The sequence below is a fragment of the Variovorax sp. LARHSF232 genome, from assembly GCF_052871435.1.
Genome location: NZ_JBIXJS010000005.1, coordinates 166,347 through 186,627, shown reverse-complemented (window position 1 = coordinate 186,627; position 20,281 = coordinate 166,347). Strand labels below are relative to the sequence as shown.

The window sequence follows — 20,281 nt, the reverse complement described above, 5'->3', positions numbered from 1 at the left end:
ATGATTCAGCAGGACCTTTGACTGGTCCTGCGCGCATTCATTCCTCATCAAGTCCCAACTGACTGCGCCAACTTTAAATTTCCGCCGAAAAAATCGGTGGGGTCGAAAAGTGCCTGCTATTGCCGGTAGCCCCCTAAAAGCCCAATGACTCAGGGCCCCGGGGTTCAGCCGAAATCCGCCGCAAACCCTTATGGCGTCTGGCAATTCCACGCTGACCTAGCAGCGTCGCATGACTTGCTGCTGACAAATTCCCCATATCGATCCCAGCGTCGGAAATAAGGCACACGCCCTCATGGGCGCGCCGTTGGGAGCTCATAAGGCATTTCCATTACAAGTAATTAAATTGCCTTAAGGCATTCATTGCCATGCCGATTACCAAAGTTCGTTTTTATTCGCTTGGCGCCAAACCCGGTGCGCGTGAATTCCCGCACATCGAAAGAATAAAAACGCCCCCACCGTCGTTTTGCATCCAAGTTTCCCCCTAGTATTTCGTCTCATAAATTGTTGCTGCAGTTGCATTTAGTAATACTGTTTTATTAAACCCGGACCATGAACCAAAGCTACTTCACTGTTTGGAACGAATCCATTGGCGCTTGGATCGCAGCGTCGGAAATCACGCGCGCCCGCGGCAAACGCGGCGCCACCCGCGTGGCAGCCGGCGCACGCACCACCGGCGCGCTTGCGTCACGAGCGCCAGGCCGCCTGCGCGCAGGGCTCGTGACGGCGCTGGTGGCGATGGGCGGGATGGGATGGGCCTCATCGGTCCAGGCGCAGGTGAACTGCACTGCGTCGCCTTACAACTTCTATAGCGGCAGCGCGACGTGCGCGGGTTTTCAGTCCCAAGCGACTCTCGGCGGAGCCACTGCAATAGGTTTTAACGCCTTAAGTACGGGGCTCAATGCCACGACTCTCGGCTACCAAGCCCTTGCCTCTGCGACCAATGCCCTTTACCTGGGTGTGCGCACCAGTGGAACCGGAGCGTCCGGGGAGTCGTCGATTGCTATCGGTACGGATGTCAACTCCAGCGGCTCGGGAGCCATCGCTGTCGGCGTGCAGTCGCAAGCAACTGGAAAATTCGGCATTGCCCTGGGAGTGCAAGCCATTGGCACAGCGGAGGGCGTCGTCGCAGTGGGCAGCGGTGCCACGAGTTCGGCATTCAATGGTGTATCTGTTGGCGCCGGAGCCATTGCCGCCGGAGTCAACTCCATTTATCTCGGCGCTCGCACCGCTGCAGGGACCGGCGCGCTGGTTGAGGGCGCTATCGGCATCGGCACGGACGTGACTGCTGGTGAGGCCAGTGCGATTGCGATTGGTAGCCGAACCAGAGCTACGGGCCAGTTCAGCGTCGCACTCGGCCTTGAGTCCACTGCAACCGGCCAAGGTAGCGCTGCAATGGGCGACTCGGCCGATGCCACGGGGATCAATGCCACTGCCTTGGGGTCCCTGACGACCGCGGGCGCCACCAATGCGACAGCAATTGGTGCGGCCGCCGAGGTCACCGGAGTCGGCGCCACCGCCGTGGGTTCTTTCGCCAACGCCAGTGGAGGGAACTCCGCTTCGATAGGTTCTGGCGCCAACTCCAGCGGTGCCAACTCGTTCGCCGGCGGCCGTTTGGCAACGGCAAGCAACGAGGCAGCCACTGCCGTCGGGAACGCCGCTCAGGCGCAAGGGAACAGTTCGCTTGCGCTCGGAGCGCAAGCGATCGCTGCCGGTGCCAGCACGGTTGCGGTCGGCCAGGGTGCCGGCGCGGGTTCGACGATCGCCAATACGGGTTCGGTCGCAGTGGGCATTGCCGCCGGCACGCTGGTCATCGGCGCGCAGAACACGGCCATAGGCGGAGGCATTGCGAGCGTGATGCGGGGGGCGGGTTCGGGCGTCACGGGAACGCGCAACGTCGCCTTCGGCTCGGGCGATGGCACGGTCGCCTACGATGCCACCTTGGACGCTTCGGCAGGCAGCCTGGTCAGCGGCAGCGACAACATCGCCATCGGCACCAACGCAGGCATCGGCGTCGCGGCCAACGCAACGACGTCGATCGGCCTGAACGCGAATGCGAGCGTGGGCAACGCGGTCGCCATCGGTACCCTGGCAAGCGCATCCGCGCTGGATGCCCTCGCGCAAGGCACCAGCGCCAACGCAGGCGGCCGGAACGCCATCGCCATCGGCTTCCAGGCGATCGCATCGGAGATCAACTCCATCAATCTTGGCGCACGCACGCTTGCAGGGTCAGGCGCCCTGGCGGCAGGCTCTATCGCCATCGGCACGGATGTGACGGCTTCGCAGGATCGCGCTATCGCGATGGGCATCGTAAGCCAGGCAACCGGCGTGGATGCGCTGGCGGTCGGTACCCGGGCCACTGCGGCTGCCAACTACGCGACAGCACTCGGCGCAGGTGGCAACAGCGCAGCAACGGCCGTGCGCGCCACTGGCATCGGTTCCCTCGCCATCGGCGGCAATGCAACCGTGGGCGCCCTTGCATCGAGCGCCAATGCCATCGCCATTGGCGGTGAATCGGTCGCCGATGCCGATGACGCAGTCGCCATCGGCCGGGGTTCCAGGGCCACCGGTGGCCGCGCGGTCGCCATCGGCTCGGGCAACTTCGCCAGCGGCAATGGCGCCGTGGCGATCGGCGATCCGAACACCGCCGTCGGCAACGGCGCAGTGGCGCAGGGCCTGGACAACACCGCCGGCGGCGACGGTTCGGTGGCGATGGGCAATACCAACATGGTCGGTGGCGGCGGCCAGGCGGTGAGCGACGCCGGTTCGCCGGCGCAGGGCGCGGTGGGCATCGGCTACCGGAACACCGTGGTCGGCCAGGGAAGCGTGGCGATCGGCAGCACCAGCCGCGCGCTGGCAGCGGGTGCGGTTGCCTTCGGCGACACGGCGGTGGCCAACAACGCAGGCGACGTCGCGCTGGGATCGGGCTCGGTCACCGCCGCAGCGGTGCCGACCCTCAGCACGACGATCAACGGCACGCCCTACAACTTCGCCGGCATCGCGCCGACCAGCACGGTCAGCGTGGGCTCGCTCGGCGCCGAGCGCACGATCACCAACGTGGCGGCCGGCAGGATTTCCGGCGCATCGACCGATGCCATCAACGGTTCGCAGCTGTACCAGACCAACCAGTCGATCGAAGACCTCAGCAACACCGTCGATGCAGGCGCGACGCACTACTACAGCGTCAACGACAACGGCGTGGTCGGCGGCAACTACAACAACAACGGCGCGACCGGCATCAATGCCGTGGCGGCGGGCGTGAACGCGTCGGCGGCCGGGACTTCGTCCGTGGCGATCGGCCTGGGGGCCACGGCCGCCGACGCCAACAGCGTCGCGCTGGGATCGGGCTCGGTCACTGCCGCGGCAGTGCCGACCCTCAGCACCACGATCAACGGCACGGTCTACAACTTCGCCGGCATCGCGCCGGCCGGCACGGTCAGCGTGGGTTCGATCGGCGCCGAGCGCACCATCACCAACGTGGCGGCCGGCAGAATTGCCGGCACTTCGACCGACGCAATCAACGGCTCGCAGCTGTTCCAGACCAACCAAGCGATCGAGGACCTCAGCAGCAGTGTCGATGCGGGCGCGACGCACTACTACAGCGTCAACGACAACGGCGTGGTTGGCGGCAACTACAACAACAACGGCGCCACCGGCATCAATGCCTTGGCGGCCGGCGTGAACGCGTCGGCGGCCGGAGCTTCGTCCGTGGCCATTGGCCTGGGGGCCACGGCCGCCGACGCCAACAGCGTCGCGCTGGGAGCGGGTTCGCTGACCGCCGCGGCCGTGGGAACGCCCAGCACGACGATCAACGGCACGGTCTACAACTTCGCCGGAACCGCGCCGGCCGGCACCGTCAGCGTGGGTTCGATCGGCGCCGAACGCACGATCACCAACGTGGCCGCGGGCCGAATCAATGCGGGCAGCACCGATGCCATCAACGGCTCGCAGCTGTTCCAGACCAACCAGTCGATCGACAACCTGAGCAGCACCGTCAACGCCACCCGGATCTCGTACTACAGCGTCAATTCGACCGGCGGCGGCAACGAGGACAACCTCGGCGCCACCGGCGCCGACGCCCTGGCCCTGGGCAAGGACGCCTCCGCGACGGTCGCCGGCTCGATCGCGCTGGGATCGGGCGCCGTGTCGGACCGCGCCGTCGCGGGCAGCACCGGCGACATTCCCGCGGGCAGCTCGCTGATCCCCTACAACACGAGCGACCGTACGCTGCTGGGCGCCATCTCGGTCGGCAGCGCGACCACCTACCGCCAGATCACCAACGTGGCCGACGGCACCCAGGCGCAGGACGCCGTCACGGTGCGCCAGCTCAGCGGCGCGCTGCAAGCCTTTGCCGTCACGCCCACCCTGTACTTCCACGCCAATTCGACTGCGACGGACTCGCTGGCCATCGGCAGCGAATCGGTGGCGGTCGGCCCTCGAACGGTGGTCAATGGCGACAGCGGCGTGGGCATCGGCAACGGCGCGGTGGTGCAGCAGACTGCGCCGGGCGGCGTGGCCATCGGCCAGGGTGCGACATCGCATCGCGCGGACTCCATCGCGCTCGGCACGCAGTCTTCCGCGGCGGCAGTACAGGGCGTTGCGATCGGCGCAGGCACCAGCGTGACGCAGGCCGGCGGCGTGGCTTTGGGTGCCGGCTCGGTCGCCTCCACGGCGGCGGGTGCGGCCGGCTATGTGCCCACGCGCGCTTCCACCGCGCAGACCGCGGCCATCAACGCGACCACCAGCACGCTGTCGGCGGTGTCGGTGGGCGATGCTTCGAACGGCCAGTTTCGCCAGGTCACCGGGGTGGCAGCCGGATCGCTGGACAGCGACGCAGTCAACGTGTCGCAGCTGAAGGCCGTGCAGACAACAGTGACCGGCATCGAGCAAGCCGCAGTGAAGTACGAAACCAATGCGGACGGCACCACCAACTACAACAACGTGAAGCTGGGCGGCACGAGCTCGAACGCCCCGGTAACCGTGCAGAACGTCGCCGACGGCGTGGCAGGCAACGATGCGGTCAACGTGAATCAGCTGAATGCGGGTCTCGCGGCAGCCAATCAGTACACGGATGCCAAGCTCGGCCAGGTCCAGGCCAACATCGACAGGGTGAACAGGGACGCCAACGCTGCTGCAGCTGGCGCCATGGCGATGGCCAACCTGCCGCAGGCGGCCATCCCCGGCAAGAGCATGGCCTCCGCGGGTGTCGCGGGCTTCGACGGCCAGGCGGCCATTGCGCTGGGGGTTTCGAAGCTGGCGGACAACGGCCAATGGATCGTCAAGTTCAGCGGCACGGCCAACTCGCGCGGCAAGGTCGGCGCCGCCGCCGGCATGGGCTTCCACTGGTAAGCCACGCCCCTGATCGCAACCCATTTCAAGGCTATTCATGAACAAGCAAATCAAGGCGTTCGGCGCTGCGCTGGCGATCGCGACACTGTTGTCGCTGGCAGGCTGCGGTACATCCACGGTCAGCAAGAACATCTCGGACGACGGCCGCGCAGGCGAAGTTGTCTTCCCTGACATCGGCAAGGATGCCTGGCTGAAGGAAGGCACCTTCCCGAACCTAGACAACCTGCGCCGCATCGCGCCCGGCGTCACCAAGGACCAGCTCTACGACCTCGTAGGCCGGCCTCATTTCCGCGAAGGCCTGTTCGAGGTTCGCGAGTGGGACTACATCTTCAACTTCCGCATCCCTGGCGGCGGCGTGAAGACTTGCCAGTACAAGGTGATCTACGACACGGCGCTGCGGGCGCAGAGCTTCCACTGGCTGCCGGCGGATTGCGCCGAGCTGTTGAAGGCGGCTTCGCCGCCCGCCCCGCGCATGGCCGACAAGGCAGCGGCGCCGCAGCGGATCGAGCTGTCTGCCGACGCCCTCTTCGCTTTCGGCCGCTCGGGGCCGGCCGACCTGTTGCCGCAGGGTAAACAGGCACTCGATGCGCTGGCTGCCAGCCTGCGCGGCGCGCGCGATACCAACGGCGTGCGCATCAGCGGCCACACCGACCGCCTGGGCTCGGCATCCTTCAACGAACGGCTGTCGCTCGCGCGGGCCACCACCGTGCGCGACCATCTGGTGCAAGCCGGCGCGCCGGCGCGGGGCATGCAGGTGCAGGGCAAGGGCGAGACCGAGCCCAAGGTGCAATGCGAGCAGAAGCAGCGCGCAGAACTCATCGCCTGCCTGGCACCGAACCGGCGCGTCGAGATCGAGGTGTACGCGGAGCGCTGAATTTCCGGGTCGGCTAGGAGCCTGCGCGGCAGAGAGCGGGGCCCGCGCCGGTGCAATTCGCGGCGCCAGCCTAGGCGTCGGCGAGGCCGTGTGGCTGGCCACACAACGAGCCGGCAACAACGGATGGCGCCGCGAATCGCACCGGCCCGAAGGGTTGGGCCTGCGAGGGGGCGCATGCGTCGTTGCAACTGCTCGCCGGGTGTGCAACCCGGCTGCGCGTTGCGCCTAGCCTGCACCCCCTTGCAGGCCCAACGCGGGCCCCGCTCTCTGCCGCGCAGGCTCCTAGGCCAGAAATGGCGTGATGTTTCGCATTGCACGCGCGACGTAGTCGTCCTTCTCCCCCACTGGCGCGACGTAGTGCATCGCGTCCTTTGCCGCCTCGATGCCCTCCAGGCGCGCAATCACCCACGCGGCCAGGTACTGTGACGCGAGGCAGCCGCCCGCGGTGGCGACATTGCCCTTGGCGACGAAGGGCTGGTTCAGTACATCGACGCCGGCTTCCTCCACCCAGGGCTTGGTGGTCAGGTCCGTGCAGGCGGGCACGTCGTCGAGCAGCCCCAGCTTGGCAAGCACCAGCGTGCCGGAGCACTGCGCGCCCAGCAATTGCCTGGACGGGTCGAGCAGCTGCAGCTGCGCCATCAGGGCCGCGTCGGCGACAACCTCCCGCGTCAGCCTGCCGCTGCCGACGATGACCGCATCGGCGGCACTGGCCTCGCGCAGGTCGGCCTGGGCCTCGAGCACCACGCCGTTCATCGACCGGACGCGCGCGGCGGGGCTGGCGATCGAGACGCGCCAGCCCGGCTTCTTGACGCGGTTGAGGATGCCGAGCGCGATCAGCGAGTCGAGCTCATTGAAGCCTTCGAAGGTGAGGATGGCGATGTGCATGGTGATGTCCCTATCAGATAAGCCGCGGTGAAGGGCATCGTAGGCAACCAACTCCATACAATCAAATAATTGTCATGGATACATTGCCGAGGACGTTCACCCATGGCCCATGCCCGATACAAGACAGTGGTCGACACGCTGGCTGCCCAGATTCGAGAGGGCCGCCTGGCGCCCGGCACCCGCCTGCCCACGCACCGGGCGCTTGCCGCCAAGGAAGGCCTGGCGCTCGTCACGGCGACGCGGGTCTATTCAGAGCTCGAGGCCATGGGCCTGGTCAGCGGCGAAACCGGCCGCGGCACCTTCGTGCGGGAAGCCTTGTTGCCGCGAAGCCTGGGCGTCGATCCGCAGCTCGCCGCGGCGGGCATGGTGGATCTGAACTTCAACTACCCATCGCTTCCCGGCCAGGCGCCCTTGCTTCGCTCCGCGCTGCGCCAGCTGGCCGCATCCGGCGACCTGGACGCTCTTTTGCGCTACCAACCGCACGGCGGACGCCCGCACGAGCGCGCGACCGCGGCACGGCACCTCGCGAGCCGGGGCCTGAAGGTGCGGGCCGAGCAGGTGGCCATCGTGAGTGGCGCGCAGCATGGGCTGGCGACGACCGTCATGGCGCTTCTCAATCCGGGCGATGTGGTGGCCGTCGATGCCCTGACCTATCCGGGATTCAAGATCCTCGCCGAGACGTGTCGCCTGGAACTGGCAGCGATGCCGGCGGCTGGCCAGGGGCCGGACCTGGATGCGCTGGAGGCGCTGTGCAAGCGCCGGCGCGTGCGTGCCGTGTACACCATGCCGACGCTGCACAACCCGCTGGGTTGGGTGATGGCCGCGAGTCGGCGGCGGCAGCTGGTGGCGATTGCGCGTCGGCACGGCTTGCTCATCATCGAGGATGCGGCCTACGCCTTTCTCGCGCCGGATCCTCCCGAGCCGTTGGCAGCGCTGGCGCCGGAGGCGACCGTCTACGTCTCGGGCCTTTCCAAGAGCGTGGCGACCGGGCTGCGCGTCGGCTTCGTCGCGGCGCCAACGGCCTGGATGCCGAAGATCGAACGCGCGATCCGGGCGACCACCTGGAACACGCCCGCCGTGATGACGGCGATCGCCTGCGCCTGGCTGGACGACGGCACGGTCGCGCGCCTCGAAGCGCAAATGCGCCAGGACGCGATGACTCGGCAATCGATCGCGGCTGAAGTGCTCACCGGACTTCGAACCGTCCGCCACCCGGCCTCCTATTTCACTTGGCTTCCCTTGCCAGAAGAGGTCCGTGCAGACAAGGTTGCGATGGCACTCAAGACGGAAGGCATTTCAGTGTCGACAGCTGAACCCTTTGCAACCAACGCCCATGTGCCGCACGCGCTGCGATTGGCCCTGGGATCCGTCGAACTGGACGCGCTTCGGAACGCGCTGGAGAAGGTCAGGCGCGTGATCGACGATCAAGCGTATTGATGAATGCAGGTCCGACAACAAAAAAGCCTGCCATCTATTGATAGCAGGCCTTCTTTATCCCTTGCGGGGTATCTGGTAGGACGTACTGGATTCGAACCAGTGACCAACGGATTAAAAGTCCGCTGCTCTACCAACTGAGCTAACGTCCCATTCTTCTTGTTCTTTGGCTTTTCTTCTTCTTGAAACTTTGCCGGCCATTGAATCCAGCAAAGCCAATGATTATAGCGCGCTAGCCGCGCGCAATTTCATCGACCGCCCAGCCGGCAGCGCACTGGCCGAAGGTGGCGGTGACCGCCACCACCGAGCCGTAGCCATGGCAGTTGAGTGAGCCGTCGGCATCTTCGATGGCGCACGATGCATCGGGCGGCGCCACGCTCTCGCGGCTGAACACGCAGGCCACGCCGATCTTCTTGCCTTCGCGCGGGGCGCCATGCATCTTGCGCAGCCGTTGGCGCAGCTGCGCCAGCAGCGGGTCGTGTGTGACCTGCGCCAGGTCGTCGATGTCGACCTTGTGTGCCTGGCGCTTGCCGCCGGCCGCGCCCACGGTGATGAAGCGCGATCGCGTCTCGCGCGCCCATTGGGCGAGCGCCAATTTGGCCTTGAGCTGGTCGCAGCAGTCGATCACGACGCTGACGTCGCCGGCGGACTGGCGCGCCGTCTCGAGCAGTTGCAGCCAATTGCCCGGCTCGACGAATTCGTCGATCGCCAGCACCCGGCATTCGGGGTTGATCTGCGCAATGCGCTCTTGCATCGCCAGCACCTTGGCCTGGCCGATGGTGGATTCGAGCGCGTGGATCTGCCGGTTGATGTTCGACTCGGCCACATGGTCCAGGTCGATCAGGGTCAGGCGCCCGACGCCGCTGCGCGCCAGCGCTTCGGCCGTCCAGGAGCCGACGCCGCCGATGCCTACCACCAGCATGTGGGCGGCACGCACCCGCGCCGCGCCCTCGACGCCATACAGGCGCTCGAGGCCGGAGAAGCGCCGTGCCACATCGGCCGCCGCCGGCGTGGCCGGCAGAGGATGCGGCGCGACATGCATTGCAGCAGCTGCGGTGGTTGTCAGCACGGCCAAAGCCCGGTTCCCGGTTGGCGATTACCCGATTACTTGAGGCGCGCCAGTCGTTCCCGGCCGGCCTGCGCGGCTTCGGACTGCGGATAGGCCTTGGTCAGGTCTTCCAGGGTGCGGCGCGCGCCCTTCACGTCCTTCAGCTCGATCTGGCAATTGGCGATCGACAGCACCGCCTCGGGCGCCTTCGCATGGTCCGGCGCCAGCGACAGCATGGAGCGGAAGTTGGCGATGGCCTCGTTGTAGTTGCGCGTGGCGTACTGCGCGTTGCCCAGCCAGAACAGGGCCGAGGGGTTGTAGCCGCTTTGCGGATAGCGCTTCACGAAGTCGGCAAAGGCGGTCTGCGCCTGGGCAAACTGGCCGGCGCGGAAGATGCCCAGGGCGGCGTCGAAGTCGGCTTTTTCCTTCGGGTCGGCGCTGAACTCGCGGCCGTCCAGGTTGACCTTGGCCGGCTCGTTCTTCTTCATGCGCTCGTCGACTTCCTTCTGCCGTGTCTGCAGGTCGGTGACGGTCTTGTTGAGCTCTTCGTTGCGGCCGGTCATGCGCTGCAGCTCGCCGCGCATGGCTTCGATCTGGTTTTGCAGCTCGAGCATGCTGCGGCGCAGTTGCGCGTTCTCTTCGGTCGAGCGCTCGCGCATGGTCTCCACGCGCTGGCGCAGGTCGAGGATGGCGCGGCGCGCCTCGTCGTCTTCGAACAAGGCCGCCTGCGCGCTGCCGACGGCAGCGCTGGTCAGGGCGGCGGCGAGTGCCACCCGCCGCCAGGCAAAGCCGGGGTTCATCGACGGTAGACGATTTCGGCGCGGCGGTTCTGCGCCCAAACGTCCTCACCAGTGCCCTGCACCGCCGCCTTTTCCTTGCCGAAGCTGACCGCTTCGATCTGGTTGTCGCTCACGCCCAAAAGGGTGAGTGCGCGCCGCACGGCTTCAGAACGCTTCTGGCCCAGCGCCAGGTTGTATTCGCGGCCGCCGCGCTCGTCGGTATGGCCTTCAATCGAGATGCGGCGCTGCGTGTTGGCCTTGAGAAAGCGCGCATGGCCATCGATCAGCGACTGGAATTCGGGCTTGATCGTGTAGCTGTCGTAGTCGAAGTACACGAGGCGCGCCACGCCCACCGGACCGGCCGCGGTCTGCGCGCTCGGATCGACGCTCACCGGGGCAACGCCACTGGCTGCGCCACCGGCGCCAGCACCGCCGGCGCCTGCGCCCGCCGCGGCCGAGTCGTCCAGCTTGGTGCTGGAGCAGCCTGCGACCAGGGCCAGGATGGCCAGCGAATAAATCGTACGTTTCAACATGTCGAACTCCTCTGGTTGATCTTCATTCAGTTATTGCTTTTGAAACGGACCCCAGTCCGGTTCGCGGATGTCTCCCGCCTGCCCTGCCAGCCGTGCCTTGATTTTTCCATCCAGGGTTGTTGTCATGAGTGCCTCGCGTCCCTGCAGCTGCGTTGCATAGACGATCAACTTGCTGTTGGGCGCAAAGCTTGGATTCTCGTCGGCGTTGGTGTCGGTAATGGCATTGGCCGTGCCGCTGGACAAGTCCATGACGTACAGCTTGAAGGCACCGCCCACACGCGAGATGTAGGCCAGCCAGCGCCCATCGGGGCTGACAGCGGGAGAGATGTTGTAGTTGCCGGTGAAGGTGACGCGCTGCGGGCTGCCGCCGCTGGAGCCCATCTTGTAGACCTGCGGTGCGCCACCGCGGTCGCTCACGAAGTAGATGGTGCGGCCGTCGGCCGAAAAGCTCGGCTCGGTGTCGATGCTGGCGCTTTGCGTCAGCCGGCGCGGCTCACCGCCCGCGGCCGGAATGGTGTAGAGCTGCGAGCCACCGTCGCGGCTGAGCGTCACGGCCAGCGTGTTGCCGTCCGGCGCCCAGGCCGGCGCGCTGTTGTTGCCCTTGAAGTTGGCCACCAGCCGGCGCTGCCCGCTGGACACGCTGTGCACGTAGACCACGGGCTTGCGCGATTCGAAGGACACATAGGCCAGCTGCGTGCCGCTGGAGGACCAGGTCGGCGAAATGATCGGCTCGGGGCTGTTCAGCGCCGCCTGCGCGTTCTCGCCGTCAGCGTCGGCCACCCACAGCGCATAGCGCGGGCCAGCCTTGGTCACGTAGACGATTCGGGTGGAGAAGATGCCGCGTTCGCCGGTCAGCTTCTCGTAGACGAAGTCGGCGATGCGGTGCGAGGCCAGGCGCAAATCGGCCTGCGGCACGGTGTAGCTCTGGCCGCCGAGGTCCTGGCCCTTGACCACGTCCCACAAGCGGAACTGCACGGTGTAGCGCCCGTCAGCCAGCCGCGAGACGCTGCCCACCACCAGCGAATCGGCCGTGCGCTGTCGCCACAGATTGAGGTCGGGGCGCGAGGTCTCGTCCAGGTCCTGCCCGGACGCATCGACGCCGCGGAATTGCCCGCTGCGTTCCAGGTCGGCCTGCACGATCGCCGAGATCTTCTGCGGCGAGGCGTCCTGGCCGCGGAATGGCACCAGGGCGATCGGCAACTGCGTCAGTCCCACGCCAGACACCTCGACCCTGAACTGGGCCAGTGCCGGAACGACGGGGGAGCTTGCGAGAGCCGCGACAAGTGTGCGGCGGCGGGTGGAGAACGATGAAGAAGGAGTTGCGTTAGTTGCGTTCAACGGCTTGATCATGCAGTTCGGAGGGGTTTGCGGCGAGAAAGTTTCACCGCAGAGAACAGGGCCTCAATGGTACACATTGCATCAAAGGACACGTCACAAAACGTGTATGTGGCGGCCAGGTCCTACAGCAGCGCCCCGTAGAATCCGCCGCCATGCAGACTTCCCCCGCCGCCGACGCCGTCGCGCGCCCGCCCCTCACCCTCCCCCGCCGACTCGCCCGACTGATGACCTGGTTCGGCAGCTCGCGCCGCTGGTGGACCGTGGGGGTGATCGCCGCGCTGATCGCGGCCCTGACCGAACCCTTGATGCCGGCGCTGGTCAAGCCGCTGCTGGACCACGGCTTCTCCGGCGGCCTGGAGCTGTGGATGGTGCCGGCCGCGGCCATTTCGCTGTTTGCGGTGCGCGGCATGTCGCAGTTCGTCTCGCAGTATGCGCTGGCGCGCATCGCCAACGAAGGCATGCACAGGCTGCGCCGCGTGCTGTTCGCCCGCGTGATGGACGCCGAACTGGCGATGTTCTCGCGCCAGTCGGCCAGTTCGCTGTCGAACACCGTCGTGTACGAGATCCAGACCGGCTCCATGCTGCTGGTGCAGGCGCTGCTGGGCCTGTCGCGCGACGGCTTCACGCTGATCGCGCTGCTTTGCTATCTGATCTACCTGAACTGGAAGCTGACCCTGGTGGTCGGGCTGATGGTGCCCGGCGTGGCCTGGGTCATGAAGGTGTTTTCCAAGCGCCTGTACCACCTCACGCAGCTCGGCCAGAAGACGACGGACGAGCTGGCCTACGTGGTGGAAGAAAACGTGCTGGCCCACCGCATGGTGCGCCTGCACGGCGCCGAGACGGCGCAGCAGGCGCGCTTCGAAAAGCTGAGCCACCTGCTCACGCGCCTGGCCGTCAAGTCGACCATTGCCTCGGCCGCGATGACGCCCATCACGCAGCTGCTGGCCTCGATCGCGCTGTCGGTGGTGGTGATGATCGCGCTGTGGCAAAGCGGCGGCCAGGGCCTGACGGTGGGCGGCTTCGTTGCTTACATCGCGGCCATGGCGATGCTGATCGCGCCGATCCGCCGGCTGTCCGACATGGCCAACCCGATCACGCGCGGGCTGGCGGCGCTGGAGCGCGGCCTGCAGATGGTCGACGTGGTACCGCCCGAGCAGCAAGGCGCCCACGAGACGCCGCGCGCCCAGGGCCGCATCGAGCTGCGCAGCGCGCGCGTCAATTACCGCGGCGAGGACGAGGCGCGGGCGCTGGACGGCGTCAACCTGCTGATTGCGCCGGGCGAGGTGGTGGCGCTGGTCGGCCCCTCGGGCTCGGGCAAGACCACCCTCATCAACCTGCTGCCGCGCTTCGTGCTGCCCAGCAGCGGCCAGGTGCTGCTGGACGGCCACGACATCGCCGACTGGAAACTCACCAGCCTGCGCGCCCAGTTCGCCATGGTCAGCCAGGACGTGGTGATGCTCAACGACACCTTGGCGGCCAACGTGGCGCTGGGCGGCGAGATCGACCGCGCCCGCGTCGAGCAGTGCGTGCAAGCAGCCAACCTGGCAGCCCACGTGCAGGGCCTGCCGCAAGGCATCGACACCGTGCTCGGCCACAACGCCACGCAGCTGTCTGGCGGGCAACGCCAGCGCCTGGCCATTGCGCGCGCCCTGTACAAGGACGCGCCGATCCTGCTGCTGGACGAAGCCACCTCGGCACTGGACACCGAATCCGAGCGCCAGGTGCAGGAAGCCCTGCACCGCCTGATGCAGGGCCGCACCACCTTGATCGTGGCGCACCGCCTGTCGACCATCCAGCATGCCGACCGCATCGTGGTGATGGACCACGGCCACATCGCCGAGCAAGGCAACCATGCCCAACTGATGGCGCTGGACGGCCTGTACGCCCGGCTGCAGACGCTGGCCATGCGTACGGCGCAGCCGGGGCAGGAAGCGGTGCTCTAGGACGCGACGCGCTAGGACGCGGGGGGGCCGATAATGAGGTCAGCGGACGAAGCCGTGCGTATCCTGAGGGCCTGGGCGCAGGCCCTCGGCTGAGAGGCTGAGAATCAAGGAGCACCCCATGGCGGACCCCTACATCCGTCAAGACGTCCCCGGCGGCGTGCCCATCAAGATGTGGACGCGCGGCGTGCCGGTGGAAGACGAGGCGAAGCGCCAGCTCATGAACGCGGCGCGCCTGCCCATCGTTTTCAGGCATGTCGCCGCGATGCCCGACGTGCACTTCGGCATCGGCGCCACCGTCGGCTCGGTGATCCCGACCATCAAGGCCATCATCCCGGCCGCGGTGGGCGTGGACATCGGCTGCGGAATGATCGCCTGCAAGACGACGCTGACGGCCGAGGACCTGCCGGACAACCTGGGCCCGCTGCGCGCAGCCATCGAACGCGCGGTGCCGCATGGCCGCGCGCCGGGCAGCTGCGATCCAGCGCTTGGCAAAAAGCGCCGGGGTCGGTCAACACCGCCTGGGCGCAACTCGAGCCCGATTTCACCGAGCTGTGCCGCGACTACCCCAAACTCGCCAAGACCAACAACATCCAGCACCTGGGCACGCTGGGCACCGGCAACCACTTCATCGAGGTGTGCCTGGACGAGGCGGGCTTCGTCTGGTTCATGCTGCATTCGGGCTCGCGCGGCGTGGGCAACTTCATCGGCACGATGTTCATCGAGCTGGCCAAGCAGGATGCGATGCGCCACCAGGCCAATCTGCCGGACCGCGACCTGGCCTACTTCGAGGAAGGCAGCCGCTACTTCGGCGACTATGTGCGCGCCGTGGGCTGGGCGCAGAAGTTCGCCGCCATCAACCGCGAGCTGATGATGAAGCGCGTGATCGAGGCCGCGAAGACGGTCGTCCGCAAGAACTTCCAGAGCCACATCGAGGCGGTGAACTGCCACCACAACTACGTGCAGAAGGAGCACCACTTCGGTGAGGATGTCTACGTCACGCGCAAGGGCGCGGTGAGCGCCAAGGCGGGGCAGCTGGGCATCATTCCGGGCAGCATGGGCGCGCGCAGCTACATCGTGCGCGGCAAGGGCAACCCGGAATCCTTCGAAAGCTGCAGCCACGGCGCCGGTCGCGTGATGAGCCGCACCGAAGCCAAGCGCCGCTTCACCCTGGCCGATCACCGCACCGCCACCGAAGGCGTCGAGTGCCGCAAGGACAAGAACGTGATCGACGAGACGCCGGCGGCCTACAAGGACATCGACGCCGTGATGGACGCGCAGCGCGACCTGGTGGAGGTGGTGCACACCCTCAAGCAGGTGGTGTGCGTAAAAGGCTAGGCGCTGCCGCGCAGGACCAGCTCGAAGCCCAGGTCCACGTGTTGCTGCTCCGGCTTGCCGCCGCGCATCAAGGTCAAGAGCATGCGCGCCGCGGCGTCGCCGATCTCGCGCCGCGGCGTGCGCACGGTGGTCAGCGGCGGCACCATCTGGTCGCTGCCGGTCAGGTCGTTGAAACCCACCACCGCCAAGCGCTGCGGCACAGGGATGCCCAGCCGCAGCCCGGCCAGCAGCGCGCCCTGGGCCAGATCGTCGTTGTTGAAGAAGATGGCGTCGATGGTCGGGGAGACGCTGGCGATCTGCTCGAACATGGCCGCGCCCAGTGCCAGCGACGAAGGCGACGGGTTGAGCCACTCGAGCGCAGGCGCGTACAAGCCGCTGCGCGTCATCTCCTGGCGCCAGCCCTCCAGCCGGCTGATGGTGCGCGGATCGAGCTGCGCCCCGGCAAAGGCGATGCGGCGGTGGCCGCGCTCGATCAAGTGGCGCGTCAGCGCGGCGGCCGCATCGGCCTGCGAGAAGCCCACCGCGTGAATGCCGGGCTCACGGGTGGCTTCCATCACATGCACGCATGGGATGCCGCTGGATTCGATCAGCGTGCGGGTGGCCGGACTCTGGCCCAGGCCGGTGACGATCAAGCCGGCCGGGCGGTGCGGCAACTGCTCGCGCAGCAGCTGCTCCTCTTCGCTGTCGCGGTAGTGCGTGATGCCGATCAGGGGCTGGTAGCCGGCCGGCCGCAGCACGTCCTGCACCGCTTCGACAAGATCCACGAACAATGCGTTCGACAAAAGCGGGATCAGCACCGCCACATGCGTGCTGGTGCGCGAGGCCAGCGCACGCGCCGCCGGATCGGGCACATAGCCGAGCTTTCGCACCGCCGACATCACCCGCTCCACCAGTTCCGGCGCAACCGCGCGCTCGCCGCGCAGCGCGCGCGACACGGTGATGGGGCTGACGCCGGCCGCCTGGGCCACGTCGGCAAGGGTGACGCGCCCCGATGTGCGGCGGCGCGATGGGTTTGGGTTCATGACTCGGGTTAGCCCTTAGTGCGCAGGTGCTCGCATTCGCTAGGATAGCGCTATCCGACAATGAGTCGGCATCTGATACGATTCTTCCACGAACGTGCACGCTGGTGTGCGCTTTTTTTTGACTGTTTCGGATAGCGCTATCCAGCATGTACTCTTCTCTGGTTGTCATGGGCGTCGCCGGTTGCGGCAAGTCGAGCATCGCGCAGCAGGTGGCCGCGGCCCTGGGCTGGCCCCTGATCGAAGGCGATGAGTTCCACAGCGATGCCAATCGCGAGCGCATGCGCCGCGGCATCGCCCTCACCGACCAGGACCGCGCTGCTTGGTTGACGACCCTGGCCGAGGCACTGCGCACCACGCCGCACCCGGTCGTGCTGACCTGCTCGGCGCTGAAGGCAGCGTACCGCGATCAGCTGCGCGGCGCGGCCCCGGGCCTGCGTTTCGCCTTCCTGCGCATCGCGCCCGATGTCGCCTTGCAGCGCGTGGCGGCGCGTGCCTCGCACTTCTTCTCGCCCGCGCTGGTGAGCAGCCAGTTCGCGGCGCTCGAGGACCCCAGCGGCGAACCCGGCGTACTGGCGCTGGACGCCACCGATTCGCTGGCGCAGCTGGGCAGCCAGCTCGTCCGCTGGATCCAAGCAGAAGAACAAGCGAAGGAGACCCAACCATGAGCACCCCGAGTTCCGGCCGCTGGCAGCGGCCCGTCCACTTGCTGATGGCGGCCTGCCTGGCCGTGATGGCGCTTGCGGTTTTCATCAATGTCGTGCTGCGCTACGGCTTCGGCAGCGGCATCGCCGCCAGCGAGGAGCTGTCGCGCCTTCTGTTCGTCTGGATGGTCTTCATCGGTGCGGCGGCGGCCTACCCGACCGGCGAGCACATGGCCTTCACCGGCCTGGTCGCCATGCTGCGGCAGCGCCCGTTGGCGCTGCGCGCCGCCACCGTGCTGATCCGCCTGCTCGTGATCCTGGGCGCCAGCCTGGTCGCCTGGGGCGCCTGGCAGCAGGTGGTCGTCGGCATGGACAGCCACTCCGTCGTGCTCGCCTACCCGACCGCGCTGCTGCCGCTGCCGGCGCTGCTGTCCTGCGGCGCGATTGCTTTGATGGCGCTGGCCGAGCTGCTGCGCGGCACCCCGCTGCAGCTGGGCCACACGGCCGAAGTCGAGTAAGGGAGAACAAAGATGATGAGCAGCGAAGCCCTCGCCTTCCTGGTCTTTTGCGCCGGCATGCTGGCCCTCATGGGCGTGGGCATGAACATGGGCCTGGCGCTGGTGCTCACCGGCGCCGGCATGGCCTGGGTGCTGGATTTCTGGGACACGCAACTGCTGGCGCAGAACCTGGTGGCCGGCGTCGACAGCTTCGCGCTGCTGGCGGTGCCCTTCTTCGTGCTGGCCGGCGAACTGATGAACGCCGGTGGCATCAGCCGCCGCATCATCGACATGGCCCAGGCCTGGGTCGGCCACATCCGCGGCGGACTGGGCTACGTGGCGATCGGCGCCGCGGTGCTGATGGCCAGCATGAGCGGCTCGGCGCTGGCCGACACGGCCGCGCTGGCGACCATCCTGCTGCCCATGATGCGCCAGCAGGGCTACCCGCTGCGCACGTCGGCCGGGCTGCTGGCCTCGGGCGGCATCATCGCGCCGATCATCCCGCCGTCGATGCCCTTCGTGATCTACGGCGTCACCACCAACACCTCGATCTCGGCGCTGTTCCTGTCTGGCATCGTGCCGGGCCTGTTCATGGGCGTGGGCCTCATCATTGCCTGGCGCCTGACCCTGCGCAGCATCGACCTGCCCGCGGGCCAGCCGTTGCCGCTGGGCGCGCGGCTGCGCGCCACGGGGCGTGCCTTCTGGGCGCTATTGATGCCGCTGATCATCATCGGCGGCATGAAGAGCGGCGTGTTCACGCCCACCGAAGCCGCCGTGGTCGCGGCCATCTACGCGCTGGTGGTGTCTCTCTTCATCCACCGCGAGATGAAGCTCGCCGAACTCGAAGGCGTGCTGGTGCGTGCCGCCAAGACCACCGCCATCGTGATGTTCCTGTGCGCCGGCGCCCAGGTCGCCAGCTACATGATCACGCTGGCCGACCTGCCCGGCGTGCTGACCGGCTGGCTCGGCCCGCTGGTCGAGCAGCCGCGCCTCTTGATGCTGGTGATGATGCTGGTGCTGGTGCTGGTCGGCACGGCGCTGGACCTCACACCCACCATCCTGATCTTTGCGCCGGTGATGCTGCCGATCGCGGTCAAGGCCGGCATCGACCCGGTGTACTTCGGACTGATGTTCGTGCTCAACGGCGCCATCGGCCTGATCACGCCGCCGGTGGGCACCGTGCTCAACGTAGTGGCGGGCGTGGGGCGCATGCCGCTGGTCGACGTGATCCGCGGGGTCAACCCCTTCCTGCTCACTTACACGCTGATCCTGTTCCTGTTCGTGCTCTTCCCGCAGCTGGTCACCGCGCCGCTGGTGTGGATGCGCTGAGCTTCCTTCGTTCGTTTCAAGTCCGTCAATAAGGAGACACTTCATGTCGATCGCACGTCGCACCCTCGTCGCCGCCGCCGCGGCCCTGGCCTTCGCCGCCCCGCTCGCCGCGCAGGCGCAGGCGCAGGCGCAGGACATCAAGCCGCGCCTGATCCGCTTCGGCTACGGCCTCAACGAGAACAGCAACCAGGGCCGCGCCGCCAAGCTCTTCGCCGAGCAGGTGCAGAAGGCCTCGGGCAACAAGATGAAGGTGCGCGCCATCGGCGCCGCCGCCCTCGGCCCCGACACGCAGATGCAGCAGGCGCTGATCGGCGGCGCCCAGGAGATGATGGTCGGCTCCACCGCCACGCTGGTGGGCATCACCAAGGAAATGGCGCTGTGGGACACGCCTTTCCTGTTCAACAACGCCAAGGAAGCCGACGCCGTGCTCGACGGCCCGGTCGGCCAGAAGGTGATGGACAAGCTGCAGGAGAAGGGCCTGGTGGGCCTGGTCTACTGGGAAAACGGCTTTCGCAACCTGACCAACAGCAAGCGCCCGATCGCCAAGGCCGAAGATCTGGACGGCATCAAGCTGCGCGTGATGCAGAACAACGTGTATCTCGAGAGCTTCAAGCTCTTGGGCGCCAACGCCGTGCCCCTGCCCTTCTCCGAGCTGTTCAGCGCGCTCGAGACCCACACCGTCGACGGCCAGGAGAACCCCTACAACACGATCCTGTCGAGCAAGTTCTACGAGGTGCAGAAGTACGTCAGCGTCACCAACCACGTCTACAGCCCGTGGATCGTGCTGGCCAGCAAGAAGTGGTGGGACGGCTTGTCGAAGGACGAGCAGAAGGTCCTGCTCGAGGCTGCCCGCGCCTCGCGCGAATTCGAACGCAAGGACACGCGCGAAGAAGGCGCCAAGGCACTGGCCGACCTGAAGGCCAAGGGCATGCAGGTCAACGAAGTGCCGGTTGCCGAAGTGGCGAAGATGCGCGGCAAGTTGGCGCAGGTGAACGAAGGCATCGCGGCGAATGTCGGCAGCGATCTGTGGAAGGAAACGCAAGGGGCGCTTTCGACGCTGCGCAAGCAGTAAGCGCTTTTGCTTGGCTTGCTTTGAAGCGTTAGGGGGCGGCAAAGGCCTGTGTGCCCCTGCGCCGGCGCTTCGCTCGGGCGGTCGGCGCTGAAGCGCCGACTCCCCTGCGCTGCTCGCGAACCCGGCCCTGCGGCAGAACTCGCGACGTTCACTTCGTTCACTCTGCTCAAACAGCTGCCGCAAGCTAGATGTTGAAGCACGCGTG

At 67.0% G+C, this 20,281-nt stretch carries 14 protein-coding genes, 1 tRNA gene and 1 pseudogene; 9 read left to right on the top strand and 7 right to left on the bottom strand.

The features are described from left to right. The first annotated feature begins 549 nt into the window (after window positions 1–549). Window positions 550–5,346 (top strand): YadA-like family protein, encoded by a 4,797-nt coding sequence (locus ACIPRI_RS15125; RefSeq protein ID WP_446622275.1) that lies wholly within the window; start codon window positions 550–552, stop codon window positions 5,344–5,346. A 37-nt stretch (window positions 5,347–5,383) separates the two neighbouring features. Next, the gene (locus ACIPRI_RS15120; RefSeq protein ID WP_446622274.1) at window positions 5,384–6,220 is read left to right on the top strand and encodes an OmpA family protein; all 837 of its coding nucleotides are present in this window, start codon (window positions 5,384–5,386) and stop codon (window positions 6,218–6,220) included. Between the two features lie 282 nt (window positions 6,221–6,502). Here ACIPRI_RS15120 and ACIPRI_RS15115 read toward each other — a convergent pair whose 3' ends face one another. Then, window positions 6,503–7,105 carry a DJ-1/PfpI family protein gene (locus tag ACIPRI_RS15115; RefSeq protein WP_446622273.1) on the bottom strand — a complete coding sequence of 201 codons (603 nt, stop codon included), beginning with the start codon at window positions 7,103–7,105 and terminating at the stop codon, window positions 6,503–6,505. 102 nt (window positions 7,106–7,207) lie between these two features. On the opposite strand from ACIPRI_RS15115, the gene ACIPRI_RS15110 reads away from it, so the two are divergent. Continuing rightward, a complete protein-coding gene (locus ACIPRI_RS15110) occupies window positions 7,208–8,542 on the top strand; it encodes an aminotransferase-like domain-containing protein (protein ID WP_446622272.1) in 1,335 nt (444 codons plus the stop codon). 73 nt (window positions 8,543–8,615) lie between these two features. On the opposite strand, the gene ACIPRI_RS15105 is transcribed toward ACIPRI_RS15110, so the two are convergent. The 5 genes from ACIPRI_RS15105 to tolB form a co-directional block, all read right to left on the bottom strand. Beyond that, window positions 8,616–8,691: transfer RNA gene (locus ACIPRI_RS15105), tRNA-Lys, on the bottom strand. Between the two features lie 80 nt (window positions 8,692–8,771). Beyond that, the gene (locus ACIPRI_RS15100; RefSeq protein WP_446622454.1) at window positions 8,772–9,581 is read right to left on the bottom strand and encodes a tRNA threonylcarbamoyladenosine dehydratase; all 810 of its coding nucleotides are present in this window, start codon (window positions 9,579–9,581) and stop codon (window positions 8,772–8,774) included. Window positions 9,582–9,643: 62 nt separating this feature from the next. After that, window positions 9,644–10,387, bottom strand: a complete 744-nt coding sequence (gene ybgF, locus ACIPRI_RS15095; protein ID WP_446622271.1) for a tol-pal system protein YbgF — start codon at window positions 10,385–10,387, stop codon at window positions 9,644–9,646. After that, window positions 10,384–10,899, bottom strand: coding sequence for a peptidoglycan-associated lipoprotein Pal (pal, locus tag ACIPRI_RS15090; protein WP_446622270.1), 516 nt, complete (start codon window positions 10,897–10,899; stop codon window positions 10,384–10,386). Before pal ends, ybgF begins: the two co-directional genes overlap by 4 nt. A gap of 30 nt (window positions 10,900–10,929) precedes the next feature. Further along, window positions 10,930–12,249 carry a Tol-Pal system beta propeller repeat protein TolB gene (tolB, locus tag ACIPRI_RS15085; RefSeq protein WP_446622269.1) on the bottom strand — a complete coding sequence of 440 codons (1,320 nt, stop codon included), beginning with the start codon at window positions 12,247–12,249 and terminating at the stop codon, window positions 10,930–10,932. Window positions 12,250–12,389: 140 nt separating this feature from the next. Here tolB and msbA point away from each other — a divergent pair, with 140 nt between their 5' ends. Together msbA and ACIPRI_RS15075 are read left to right on the top strand one after the other, a co-directional pair. Beyond that, window positions 12,390–14,180: a lipid A export permease/ATP-binding protein MsbA gene (msbA, locus tag ACIPRI_RS15080; protein ID WP_446622268.1), complete on the top strand. Its 1,791-nt coding sequence runs from the start codon at window positions 12,390–12,392 to the stop codon at window positions 14,178–14,180. A 118-nt stretch (window positions 14,181–14,298) separates the two neighbouring features. Next, a pseudogene (locus tag ACIPRI_RS15075) lies at window positions 14,299–15,515 on the top strand (RtcB family protein). Here the strand turns inward: ACIPRI_RS15075 and ACIPRI_RS15070 are convergent. After that, window positions 15,512–16,537 carry a LacI family DNA-binding transcriptional regulator gene (locus ACIPRI_RS15070; protein ID WP_446622267.1) on the bottom strand — a complete coding sequence of 342 codons (1,026 nt, stop codon included), beginning with the start codon at window positions 16,535–16,537 and terminating at the stop codon, window positions 15,512–15,514. The pseudogene ACIPRI_RS15075 and the gene ACIPRI_RS15070 overlap by 4 nt on opposite strands. A gap of 146 nt (window positions 16,538–16,683) precedes the next feature. Here ACIPRI_RS15070 and ACIPRI_RS15065 point away from each other — a divergent pair, with 146 nt between their 5' ends. From ACIPRI_RS15065 to ACIPRI_RS15050, 4 genes are read left to right on the top strand one after another with little or no spacing between them, the layout of a single operon-like run. Beyond that, window positions 16,684–17,202: a gluconokinase gene (locus tag ACIPRI_RS15065; protein ID WP_446622266.1), complete on the top strand. Its 519-nt coding sequence runs from the start codon at window positions 16,684–16,686 to the stop codon at window positions 17,200–17,202. Next, window positions 17,199–17,696: a TRAP transporter small permease gene (locus ACIPRI_RS15060; protein WP_446622265.1), complete on the top strand. Its 498-nt coding sequence runs from the start codon at window positions 17,199–17,201 to the stop codon at window positions 17,694–17,696. Before ACIPRI_RS15065 ends, ACIPRI_RS15060 begins: the two co-directional genes overlap by 4 nt. Before the next feature lie 15 nt (window positions 17,697–17,711). Next, a complete protein-coding gene (locus ACIPRI_RS15055) occupies window positions 17,712–19,004 on the top strand; it encodes a TRAP transporter large permease (protein WP_446622453.1) in 1,293 nt (430 codons plus the stop codon). Between the two features lie 43 nt (window positions 19,005–19,047). Further along, window positions 19,048–20,076, top strand: coding sequence for a TRAP transporter substrate-binding protein (locus tag ACIPRI_RS15050; protein WP_446622264.1), 1,029 nt, complete (start codon window positions 19,048–19,050; stop codon window positions 20,074–20,076). The last annotated feature ends 205 nt before the right edge of the window (window positions 20,077–20,281 follow it).